An 11056-nucleotide genomic window follows, 5' to 3' on the forward strand; every position below is an offset into this window, starting at 1 on the left:
GTGTTTTTACATTTTACATAATTCTTGCATAGGACTGTTGCAAGTATTTATACTCATTGCATAATTGAGATGCTCCCCTGACTCGTTGTTTTCTGGTGTTTCTTCCATTTCTGGTTCGTCGGGGCAAAACTCTATAGTGACATTGAGTTTGAGCTTCATCTTTCCTTTCTTCCAGCCCTGAGCACCCACTCTGAGAATTTCACAATCTATACCTTCACCAAACCATTCTTCATATGACCAATTTTTTTGGGGATGATTGCAAGGTACATCGATATTTAGGTTCTGTTTTCTTAATAAATCATCAAGTGTTTCTCCTAACTTCCACTCAGACAAAAGTTTATTTACTGTTTTTTTGAGTTTTTCCATTTTAAGCATTGTCAGGCCGAAAGATACAGCATCATTACTGTTGCAGTTGTGGAAATTAACTTTATCTTTCATATTCTTGTTGTCCTCGCGTAAGTCCTATTTAATCTACTCTTTCTAATTCCAAAGCTACCATCAAGCAGTGATTAATGTGGTTTATGCCCTCATTTGAAAGGGAACCCAGTTTCCGGGTAATCATTGACTTGTTGAGGGTAAAAATGGACTCGCACCTAACTACAGACTCAACTCTAATACCAGCTACTACAATTTCATCTCCTGTTATCAAATATTGAGCTGCAGTCAAAGGGCGAGTTGTCTTAGAAGTACAAGGTACAACCATCACGTCGTCAAGAATTTGGTTGAGATTATCTGCCGAAATTATCACAGCCGGACGCAGTTTAAACTGTGTTAGCTGAGTAGAAGGCATTGGCACTTGAGCCAACACTACATCACCGCGCCGTAAGTTCATCGGCAAATATTTCGTCATAAATGTCATTTTCCGCACTCAGCCAATCTTGATAAGCTTGGGATACAAGCATTGGTTGAACAGATTCTTCCCCACTTTTCAAGAACAGCGCTAGGTTGAGAAGTGTTGCTAACTTATCATCTGGAAGTTGCTCTATTATTGTTAAAAGTTTTTGGCGAATGTTCATAGGATTAAAGTCGCTCTTTGTTGGCTATTATAACACAATAAACACAATCAAGAGAGCAGGTGAATCAAATTCGCCAAAATTGCAATCATTCACCATCTACCGAAACGCTATCATTTTGTCCAATTACAGGCAACAAATGCTCGTGCAACTTCATCGCCTGCAAACAACTATTAATCCCAGAAACTGCCCGATCGTACTCTTGAATCTTCTGCTCATTCTCAGCTTGCCGCCGCAGATTCCCAGCAATTTTTTCCTCCGCCTCCTGTGCCAAAGTTTGCTCCAAATAATCGCGGGCTTGACTGTATTTCTGCAAAATATCATCAGCTTGCTTTTGGGCCAGGGGCAACAAATGCTCTTTCAGGGTTTGGTTGACAGTTTGGCGGAAAGTTTGCCGAATAGTTCTAGATACTTTTGGCTCAAAATCTAGCCGCAATAATTGCCGAATTGCTGGTTGGGCGTCCACCATGTTTTCGCAGTCGAAACCTTGAGAAGTTTGCTGCAATGTTTCCCGGAATTGATAAATTGAAAATGTGCCTTCGTCGTAAAAACGGGGACTTTCTCGCACGTAGCGATCGCACTCAACGCCCGCCGCATTTACCAAAGCATCAGAAACCCGCTTTGATAACTCCTCCAACTGCTGTTCAATTCCCCCGTCGTTCCCTAACAACCGATAGAGTAATCGATAGTATTCCGACTTGCGAACGCTATCTTTCAAATACTGGAAATAATTATCAACCAGCGACTTAGTAGCCTCTACTAAAATATCTTCCAACTGATTCGCTAAATAATAAAGTGCTTCAACTAAAACAGCAATTAAAGGTGCTGTGGCATTGCGGGGATGATTCCGCAAAGTGCGTCCGTAAGCCGCCTCAACAGAAAATCCGTCTAACAATTCATCCAAGCGCCGGATCATCCGAGATTGCAGTTGCCGAAAGTCTATATCGAAAATATCGCATCTGTTCATAATCATTTCATTAACTTCTTCGGCGATATGTTCCCGAAAATCCTGTCCGACTTGCTGCAATTCTTGATTTAGTCGCAAAAGTTCTTGTGCTTTCATCGCTTCAATTTCGCGGGGCTGGCTGTCCAAATTCCGCTGAATTGTTTGGTAATGTTTCCGCAGTTGAATGCACAAGTCTTCTAAGTCGTCAGCTAAATTTTTGAACAGTTGCGGGCGTTTTTCTTCTGTGAGGTAGCGGGTGATGGCTGTGCGAAAATCTTCGATCCCGCTATCTTGAATTAATTGACCAATTAATGGTTGTCCTTGCTCTGCAAGAATCCGCACGTAGTTTTCATTGGGTGTTTCGTAGCTGTTAACTGAAATGCGAAATCTGCTCGGAGATAGCTTGCCGGAATTCGCACAGTAGCGATTAAATTCACTAACAAATTGCGGAGTCTCTTCACTATTACCGAGCAATTCTGAATCTAATTTATCATCTCCAGAAACTCGCCCTTGGCTGGTGGCAAAGATTGTATTTAAACCGAAGCGATCGCGCCCTGTTGTCCCTCGAATCAAACTCCCGTAAAATCCCAACAATCCGCTAGTTTTGTAAACTCTGGCAGTATCGCGAAAGTCGGAATTAATCAGATTTTCTAAGCGCTGTCGCAGTTGAGTGTTGTACCAGGTATCGTCGATGCGGTTGAAAATGTAAAAAAGCCGATCGCGAATTCCCGGATTTCCCCGTGTTTTTTCCATCAACTCGGTTTCTTCCGTCGTCATTTCCCCAGACGAAGCGGCTTTCAAAACGCAGACAACCGCCGAAGTATCGGGACTTTCAATCTTATCATAAGTCAATTCTGCATCCCGCTGCACCGGCGCATCAATTCCCGGCGTATCGATAATAATATTGCCATCTTCCAGCAAGGGATGATAACAGTAATATTCTACTCGCTTGAGTACAGCACTGTTGCTACCGCGACGGGCATAACTAGCAGCTTCTTTGAGATTGGAAAAGTTAAACTGTTCCATCGAGTAGGTAGCGTTTTCTACACTTTGGATGCGATCGCGATTTGCCTTAAAACCTTCTAACAGCAGCATCAAAGCCTTAGCTTGTTTGGCTATCTCCGATTTATTCTCGCCGCCTTCCGTCTCAATAATTATGTTACATCCCTGAGACAACAGGGACACTACATCTGTTTGATTAATATTAAGTTCAGTAGGTAAACCTAGCTGATCGCAAAGTACAGAAGCTTGCTGGCTAATTTCAACTTCGCTCAAAAAAGTGAGAACAACGCGCTCTTTTTCGGGCTCAGCAAAGGCGATATAACATTCAGTACCTGTCGCGTGTCCTTCTGCACTGTAGAGCAATTCACGCTCCAGCAAAGCATTAATCAGCATCGATTTTCCGGCACTGAAAGCACCTGCAAATACAATCTCAAATTGGGGAGAAATTGCCTTTTTCAGAGAAGCTTGTACCGCCGTGATATCTTGTTGTCGCAAAGACGATTCCTGACGCAGCAGTTGCAGTAAAGAGTCAACTTGCTCTTGCAGATTGTTGCATTGAGGGGGCATTTGAGTCATCGCGGCAGACTGCTCCTGATTGTGGGAAAATTACCTTATTGTTAATTCTCTGCTAGTTCAGGAATAATCACAACAGTAATTTTACTTATGCGATCCAGGATTGCTGAAAGTGCGATCGGCTATTCTGGCGATCAATCATATCGTTTACGGTTGTTTCGGAATGATTAAACCGCAGAGGCCGCAGAGGGCGCTGAGGAAGAGAAGAGAGAGATGAATAATTGCTATACCCACGGATTTGATATCATCTATTTACAGCCAAGTGGCTAAATCTGATATATCAGTAAAATTTAGCTAAGCATCTCCTAATTTTTCGCACAAAATTAGTAGTAAAGTGCGCATTATTGCGCCCCTAAAAAATTCAACCTCCCCATTGCGTACCCTACACTAAACCGATAAATCCTGACGCGGTTTAAAAGACTCAACCTGCCGCAACTTTTCGTATAATTCCCGTTCCTCCTCACTAATTTCTTTGGGAATTAACACCTGAATTTCTACCAATTGATCGCCCCGATCGCCATTTCCCGTCGGATAACCCTTGTTCGCCAGCCGCAACCGCTTTCCAGACGTTACTCCAGGCGGCAATTTCATCTTTACCAGGCCGTCCAGCGTCGGCACTTCAATATCTCCCCCCAACACCGCTTCGCTGGGAGTCAGCGGCAATTCGCAGCAAATATCCGACATTTCCAATCGAAAAAATGGATGGGGAGAAACTGTGATTTTCAAATATAAATCCCCGCCGCCCATACCTTGATTTCGCAAGCGAATCCGCTGGCCCGATACCATCGCCGGAGGCATATTTACCTCGATCGATCGCCCATCTTCCAGACGAATTCGCTCAGTACCGCCCGAATAAGCCCTTTCCAAAGGCAGAGTTAGCCTGGCCTCAATGTCTCTTCTGGGTTCGCGATCGACTGTTTCCCGTCGCATTTCGCGATCGACTGCTTCCCGTCGCATTTCGCGATCGTCCACATCCCTTCTGGTTTCGCGATCGACTGTTTCCCTTCTGGTGTCGCGATCGAATGTTTCCCTTCTGCTGTCGCGATCGACTGTTTCCCTTCTGGTGTCGCGATCGTCCAACTCCCTTCTATCTTCGCGAGAATTAGCTACATAACTCGTTTTCTTAGAAGCCGTACTCCACGGTTCATAAGAAGCTGATCGCGGTGCATCATTCGCCGTCGCCATCCTCACTTCCCGGCGCCTTCCAAGCACTTGATCCAAAAATTTATTAAAATCAGAGTAATCGCTAAAATCGACCTCTTCGGCCGGTTTTTTGCGGGTAGCTTTACCGTTTCCCCAAGTTTTGAAATTGGGAAGTCGCACCCCTTGCTTGCCTTGAAATCCCTTTTGTTTCCAGAATTTACTAAACTGATCGTATTGAGCTCGCTTGTCAAGATCGGAAAGAATATCATAAGCTTCATTAATATCCTTAAACCTATCTTCAGCAGATTTATCCCCCGGATTTACGTCAGGGTGCAACTGTCTGGCCAGCCGTCGATAGGCTTTCTTAATCTCATCAGCCGTGGCATCTTTGGGCACTCCCAAAATTAGATAGTAATTGCGAAAATTCTGCATAGTTAGTCATTAGTCATTAGTTATTAGTCATTAGTTATTAATTATTAGTCATTAGTCATCAGTCATCGTGCTTCCCTGCTTCAAACGAGGGACTAATGACTAGGGACTAATGACTAACCACTAATTAGAGCCAATCGTCGTCATCATCCCAATCGTCACTTTGATTTTGATAAGGGCGACTTGGGCGATTAGCACTGCTTCTACGATCGCCCATACGATCGCCCATACGATCATATGAACGATCGCCCGTGCGATCTCCCATGCGATCGTTCATGCGATCGGGAATTGGATCGACAGTCGATCGCCGATAAGGTTTAGCATTGGTATAATAGCTGCTGTCATCGCTGCGCCGCTTGGTACCGTCGCCCGTAAAAGTCCGCTTCACAGACTCAAAGAAATCATCATCATCGTCATCATCAGCAAAAGCTGAAACTTCCCGGCTCAAATCGTAAAGAGCATCTTGCAAATCCGAACCAACTTGGTCAACTCCTCGCTCGTCGTTGCGTTCCAAACTGTCTCGCAATTCCCGAATTAAAGTTTCAATGCGCTGGCGGCTTCTTTGAGCAAACTGCATTCCGCGATCGAGCGCTACCTCTCGCAACTGCCGCTCCGCTTGATAAGCTAAAGCTTCAGAGCGATTGCGTTTTTCTACCTTTTCCCGCTGCAACTTATCAGCTTGAGCAAACTGTTCCGCATCGCGAATCATTTGATTCACTTCCTGCTGAGTCAGCGTCGAAGCACCTTGCACAGTAATGCTTTGTTCCCTGCCGGTAGTTTTGTCCAAAGCAGTCACCAACAGCATCCCGTTAGCATCAATATCAAAAGCTACTTGCACCTGCGGAATCCCTCGCGGTGCCGGCGGAATTCCAGTTAGTTTAAACCGTCCCAAAGACTTATTATCCCGGCCTAATTCCCGTTCTCCTTGGATTACGTGAATTTCTACCACAGTTTGGTTGTTTTCAGCAGTCGAAAAAATGTCCGATCGCCTGACGGGAATAGTAGTATTGCGAGGAATCAGTTTTTTCATCACCCCGCCGATAGTTTCCAAACCCAGCGACAGCGGTGTCACGTCCAACAGCAGCACATCGCGGACATCGCCACCCAAAATCCCCGCTTGAATTGCCGCACCCACCGCCACAACTTCATCCGGATTGACATTTTGATTCGGTTCTCGATCGATCAAACTGCGAACAACTTCCTGAACCAAAGGAATGCGAGTCGAACCGCCGACTAGCACAACTTCATCAATGCGAGAAGGACTCAAATTTGCATCAGCCAAAGCTTGTTTCACCGGACGCCGCAACCGCTGCACCAAATCTGTGCACAGCCCCTCAAATTGACCGCGAGTTAGTCGCGTTTCCAAATGCAAAGGCCCATCTTCATTCGCATCGATAAACGGCAAATTAATCTCCGTGACACCGACTCCCGACAGCTCAATCTTGGATTTTTCTGCCGCTTCGATCAATCGCTGCAAAGCTTGGCGGTTGCGTCGCAAATCGATTCCTTCTTTTTCTAAGAATTGATCTGCCAACCAATCAACAATTTTGGAGTCAAAATCATTGCCGCCCAATTGAGTATCGCCGCTAGTTGCTTTAACTTCAAATACTCCGTCTCCCACGTCTAAGATAGATACATCAAAAGTACCGCCGCCCAAATCAAACACTAAAATAGTTTGACTTTCTCGCCTATCCAAACCGTAAGCCAAAGAAGCCGCTGTCGGCTCATTTAAAATCCGCTTGACTTCAAGTCCGGCAATTCGTCCTGCATCCCGCGTCGCCTGTCGCTGCGAGTCGTTGAAATAAGCCGGAACAGTAATTACAGCCCCCGTCACCTCTTGTCCCAGATAGCGGCTGGCTTCATCGGCCAGTTTCCGCAACACCATCGCCGAAATTTCCTCTGGGGCAAAATCTTTTTTCAGGCGGGGACACTTGACTTTGATGTTCCCGTTTTCGTCGCGGCGAGTTGTGTAAGGGACGCGCTTCGATTCTGGAGTCAGTTCGGTATATTTGCGTCCGATGTACCGCTTGACGGCGTAAAACGTGTTTTGCGGGTTGAGAACAGTTTGGCGTCTGGCCATCTGTCCGACAAGGCGTTCTCCTTCCTTGGTGAAAGCAACCACCGAGGGAGTTGTGCGCATCCCTTCTGCGTTGGCAATCACAACCGGTTTGCCGCCTTCCATGACGGCTACTACTGAGTTTGTCGTTCCGAGGTCAATGCCAACTACTTTTCCCATACGTCCATTGTCTCCTGTGGCGTTGTGTGTAGCTTTTTCAATATCAGCGTTAAGTATGATTGCATTTATTGTACCGCGTCGAGAAGCGGGGGCTGCGGGGGGATTGCCTCACCTGCGGCTGAGCCTGGGGTGCGATCGCTCCGTTGGTGGATTGGCGATCGCCTTTAGGAGTAGGATTGTCAACTTGGGAAAGCCGTGTATGTCCTTCTTTTGAAAGCAAAAAAAATTTGATAATTGATTAACTACTGCGTTTTGCTAAACTAAAAGCAGCTAGCAGGATTGTTGAGAAAACAGGAACATAAAAATATGACTGTCAACTCTGTTCAGAATTCAGAATCCTCTCAAGAACACTCGATCGTTGACGTGCAGCAGACAAGCTGCTGCATTGTCGGAGGTGGGCCGGCGGGTGCTGTTTTAGCATTACTTTTAGCGCGGCAAAACATTCCAGTCATGCTGCTAGAAGTACACAAAGATTTTGATCGAGAATTTCGCGGCGATACGCTGCATCCGTCAGTAATGGAAATTATGGAGCAATTGGGTTTAGCAGAAAAATTGCTGGAATTGCCCCATACAAAAATGCGCCGCCTCACCATCCAAGCTTCTGGAAATACCGCCACACTCGTAGATTTGTCCTGTCTCAAAACCAAGTATCCTTACATCACTATCCTTCCGCAAGTCAAGTTTCTCGAATTCATCACTGCCGAAGCGCAGCGCTACCCCAGTTTTCAGCTAGTAATGGGAGCTAATGCACAAGAAACGATCGTAGAAAATGGGGTTGTGTGCGGAATTCGATACCGGGGACGCGGGGGATGGCATGAAGTGCGATCGACCCTCACAGTCGGTGCAGACGGTCGCTTTTCCCGCCTTCGCCAATTAGCAGGTTTTGAACCGATTAAAACTTCCCCGCCGATGGATGTCCTTTGGTTTCGTTTGCCGCGCAGTCCCCATGATGTCAAAGATTCCGGCGTGGGAGGTCGAGCTGTTGGAGGTCATTTATTAGTCACGATCGACCGCTTGGATTATTGGCAACTCGGTTACATTATTCTGAAAGGCAGCTATCAGAAATTACGCGACTCAGGAATAGCAGCTTTGCAAAAATCTGTTGCTGAATTAGCACCAGATTTTGCAGATAGGGTCGAGCAACTGAAAGATTGGTCGCAAATTTCTTTTCTGTCCGTTGAATCCAGTCGCCTTCCCCGCTGGTATCGTCCCGGTTTGCTCTTAATTGGGGATGCCGCTCACGTCATGTCGCCCGTAGGCGGTGTGGGAATTAACTATGCGATTCAAGATGCTGTCGTGGCGGCTAATGTACTCAGCAACCCCCTGAAAAACGATCGCGTGCATCTGTGGGATTTGGCAGAAGTGCAGCGGCAGCGGGAGTTGCCCACGCGGGTAATTCAAGCATTTCAGTCCTTGATGCAGGAGCGAATTATTAAGGGGGCATTAGATAGCGATCGACCGTTTACACCGCCAGCTTTGTTGCAGTTACCAATTTTGCGAAATATTCCAGCGCGATTAATTGGTTTTGGATTAACTCGGGTTCGGGTGCGAAATTAATCAGATACCACACACACTTAAAGAAGCCGGAGTTATGCAAAGTATTAAAGTACGATCGCGCGTCGGTTCGGACGGGATGCTGCATTTGCAAGTCCCGGTTGGGATTACAGATACAGATTTGGAAGTTATTGTAGTTTTCCAGCGCATATCACCCGCAAATGAAGCTAAAACACCGGAAGATTTAGGCTGGTCTCCCGGTTTTTTTGAGATAACTTGCGGGTGCTTTCAGGATGAACCTTTAGTGCGGGGAGAACAAGGGGAATTTGAAAAACGGGAGGAATTGCTGTGATTTCTTTGCTGTGATTTCTTTGCTGGATAACAAGACCTGTAAATGACTTACTTGCTGTATGCAGGTGTCGATGGATTGTAGAGGACAGCGATGATTGAACAACTTACTCCAGAACAAGAAGATTTAATGCTAGTTTATCATGAAAAGTGGTGCGAAATCATGTACTCCACTGAGCCGATCGATCGCGAAAAAGCATCAGAGGCAGTTAAACAAGCTTACCTCGCAATTGACGAAAAAGAACCCGAAATTATTTTTTGCGGTAGCCCCTACGAAGCCGCTAATCTTCTTATGAGCTGCGAATCACTTACTCAGCTATATGAAAAATTCGGAGCCAACCTTTTTGAGAAATTTGCAGAGCAACTGTACAACGAGACTTGGGAAAATATAAGCGAACAGCTTTCAGATGAGTTGTCGGGCACGTTTTACCCGCAAGCATGGAATAGATTTTCTGATATTTTTCAGGAACTATTGGAAGCAAGCCTTGGTGAGGAAGAATTTTTTCATGACGAAAATTATGAGCCTCTAGATTCTATAGTATGGGCAGAATTTGCGGCAGATTGTGACTTCTGCTTCTCCGTCTTAAAGTGCAAATACAACCCCAGAAAGTGGCAAGCGCTTAAGTCTTTGACAACTCAATGCGGCTGGATTTTTACCTATGAAAAAGTTTGTATTGTGTGCGATCGCCCTCGCATTCTCTCCTTCGACAGCCAACACCGCCTCCACGCCGAAGGAGGGCCCGCCATTCAATTTGCCGATGGATACAGCATCTATTCCTATCACGGCGTCACCCTACCCGAAAAATACGGAAAAATCCACCCCAATGAGTGGCAACCCCAATGGCTGTTAGAGGAAGAAAACGCCGAACTCAAGCGAGTGCTAATTCAAGGAATTGGTTACGATCGCATAGCCCGCGAATTAGCAGCCGTTGAATTAAATACTTGGCAAGAATACACCTTATTAAAAATTGATACAAACGTTGACGTAGAGCCAATTTATATGTTAAAAATGATTTGTCCCAGCACCGGATTTATTCACGCTTTGCGAGTGCCACCCGATATTAACTCAGCGAGAGAAGCGATTAAATGGGTGAATTGGGGAGTCGATTGTGAAGAATTTTCAGTACAGACCTGAATGGCATTACAGTTTTATAAACAAAAGTGCTGAACTTATTTTGTTAAAGTCAGAACTTACGCATAAGTACCAAAAAAACCGGGTTTTTGGCCGTTTTTGCGGGTTGTAACGCGTCTTCTGGGCAAAAAAACCGGTTTCTGACTACCCGTGCGTCCAGGACTGAAAGTGTGAAATATATCACATACAATCGATAATAAAAGCTCGATCGCCCTTGCTCTCAAAAAGCCTCTCTTCCCTATAAAACTATGAAATTTACCCTAGATGTAGAAAACAACCCTACAGGCTGGCCAGACCACACTCAGCTACCCGAATCCGATGGTAGTTTTGTGAAAAATTTTCAAGAACATCCTCAAAGCATTCTGTTAACCGATTCAATTACTCCCGTCTTCCAAAGCATTCATCCAGATGGTAACTATTGTATCGGTCAAGACAGCGGCATTTATTGGCGATTAACTGAGTCGCTAGAACGGGGTGCAGAAGCGCCAGACTGGTTTTATGTGCCTAATGTTCCGCCAACTATTGACGGTCAATTGCGCCGTTCTTATGTGATGTGGCAAGAATTTGTAGCACCGTTAATTGTATTAGAATTTGTATCGGGCAATGGTGCAGAAGAACGGGACAGAACGCCTTTGTTTCGTTCCGGTCAACAGGAAACTAAGCCAGGGGGAACGCATCTTATTGAACACTGTTCATCAGTGGTGAGGATATTGTGATATAAATTCAGCATTCTTAGAAGC

The 11056-nt window shown here is 45.5% G+C and carries 10 protein-coding genes and 1 pseudogene; 5 read left to right on the top strand and 6 right to left on the bottom strand.

The window, feature by feature from the left end; translation table 11 throughout:
* Positions 1-6 precede the first annotated feature (6 nt).
* The 6 genes from QUA13_RS29470 to dnaK form a co-directional block, all read right to left on the bottom strand.
* The gene (locus tag QUA13_RS29470; protein WP_333204268.1) at positions 7-438 is read right to left on the bottom strand and encodes a KGK domain-containing protein; all 432 of its coding nucleotides are present in this window, start codon (positions 436-438) and stop codon (positions 7-9) included.
* Between the two features lie 28 nt (positions 439-466).
* Entirely contained in the window at positions 467-850 is a 384-nt protein-coding gene (locus tag QUA13_RS29475) for a type II toxin-antitoxin system PemK/MazF family toxin (RefSeq protein ID WP_333204270.1), read from the bottom strand.
* A complete protein-coding gene (locus tag QUA13_RS29480; RefSeq protein WP_333204272.1) occupies positions 813-1016 on the bottom strand; it encodes a hypothetical protein in 204 nt (67 codons plus the stop codon). The genes QUA13_RS29475 and QUA13_RS29480 overlap by 38 nt, the downstream gene beginning before the upstream one ends.
* Before the next feature lie 85 nt (positions 1017-1101).
* Positions 1102-3537, bottom strand: coding sequence for a dynamin-like GTPase family protein (locus QUA13_RS29485; RefSeq protein WP_333204274.1), 2436 nt, complete (start codon positions 3535-3537; stop codon positions 1102-1104).
* Between the two features lie 384 nt (positions 3538-3921).
* A complete protein-coding gene (locus QUA13_RS29490; RefSeq protein ID WP_333204275.1) occupies positions 3922-5109 on the bottom strand; it encodes a J domain-containing protein in 1188 nt (395 codons plus the stop codon).
* A 124-nt stretch (positions 5110-5233) separates the two neighbouring features.
* The gene (dnaK, locus tag QUA13_RS29495) at positions 5234-7342 is read right to left on the bottom strand and encodes a molecular chaperone DnaK (protein ID WP_333204277.1); all 2109 of its coding nucleotides are present in this window, start codon (positions 7340-7342) and stop codon (positions 5234-5236) included.
* 55 nt (positions 7343-7397) lie between these two features.
* Between dnaK and QUA13_RS29500 the strand changes: the two genes are divergently transcribed.
* From QUA13_RS29500 to QUA13_RS29520, 5 genes and pseudogenes are all read left to right on the top strand, one after another.
* A complete protein-coding gene (locus QUA13_RS29500) occupies positions 7398-7556 on the top strand; it encodes a hypothetical protein (RefSeq protein WP_333204279.1) in 159 nt (52 codons plus the stop codon).
* 92 nt (positions 7557-7648) lie between these two features.
* Entirely contained in the window at positions 7649-8899 is a 1251-nt protein-coding gene (locus tag QUA13_RS29505; RefSeq protein WP_333204281.1) for an FAD-dependent oxidoreductase, read from the top strand.
* 34 nt (positions 8900-8933) lie between these two features.
* Positions 8934-9188, top strand: coding sequence for a hypothetical protein (locus tag QUA13_RS29510; RefSeq protein ID WP_172186576.1), 255 nt, complete (start codon positions 8934-8936; stop codon positions 9186-9188).
* A 90-nt stretch (positions 9189-9278) separates the two neighbouring features.
* Entirely contained in the window at positions 9279-10319 is a 1041-nt protein-coding gene (locus tag QUA13_RS29515) for a DUF6745 domain-containing protein (RefSeq protein ID WP_333204284.1), read from the top strand.
* 245 nt (positions 10320-10564) lie between these two features.
* Positions 10565-10984 (top strand): annotated as a pseudogene (locus QUA13_RS29520) (Uma2 family endonuclease); the annotation flags it as partial.
* Positions 10985-11056: the final 72 nt, after the last annotated feature.

It is taken from the genome of Microcoleus sp. S28C3 (assembly GCF_036700785.1).
In the GTDB taxonomy this organism is placed as follows: Bacteria; Cyanobacteriota; Cyanobacteriia; order Cyanobacteriales; family Microcoleaceae; genus Microcoleus; species Microcoleus asticus.

Bases quoted from the DNA above. Each gene is read 5' to 3' on its own strand.
- QUA13_RS29470 (WP_333204268.1), bottom strand. From the start codon at position 438: ATGAAAGATAAAGTTAATTTCCACAACTGCAACAGTAATGATGCTGTA.
- QUA13_RS29475 (WP_333204270.1), bottom strand. From the start codon at position 850: ATGACGAAATATTTGCCGATGAACTTACGGCGCGGTGATGTAGTGTTG.
- QUA13_RS29480 (WP_333204272.1), bottom strand. From the start codon at position 1,016: ATGAACATTCGCCAAAAACTTTTAACAATAATAGAGCAACTTCCAGAT.
- QUA13_RS29485 (WP_333204274.1), bottom strand. From the start codon at position 3,537: ATGACTCAAATGCCCCCTCAATGCAACAATCTGCAAGAGCAAGTTGAC.
- QUA13_RS29490 (WP_333204275.1), bottom strand. From the start codon at position 5,109: ATGCAGAATTTTCGCAATTACTATCTAATTTTGGGAGTGCCCAAAGAT.
- dnaK (WP_333204277.1), bottom strand. From the start codon at position 7,342: ATGGGAAAAGTAGTTGGCATTGACCTCGGAACGACAAACTCAGTAGTA.
- QUA13_RS29500 (WP_333204279.1), top strand. From the start codon at position 7,398: ATGATTGCATTTATTGTACCGCGTCGAGAAGCGGGGGCTGCGGGGGGA.
- QUA13_RS29505 (WP_333204281.1), top strand. From the start codon at position 7,649: ATGACTGTCAACTCTGTTCAGAATTCAGAATCCTCTCAAGAACACTCG.
- QUA13_RS29510 (WP_172186576.1), top strand. From the start codon at position 8,934: ATGCAAAGTATTAAAGTACGATCGCGCGTCGGTTCGGACGGGATGCTG.
- QUA13_RS29515 (WP_333204284.1), top strand. From the start codon at position 9,279: ATGATTGAACAACTTACTCCAGAACAAGAAGATTTAATGCTAGTTTAT.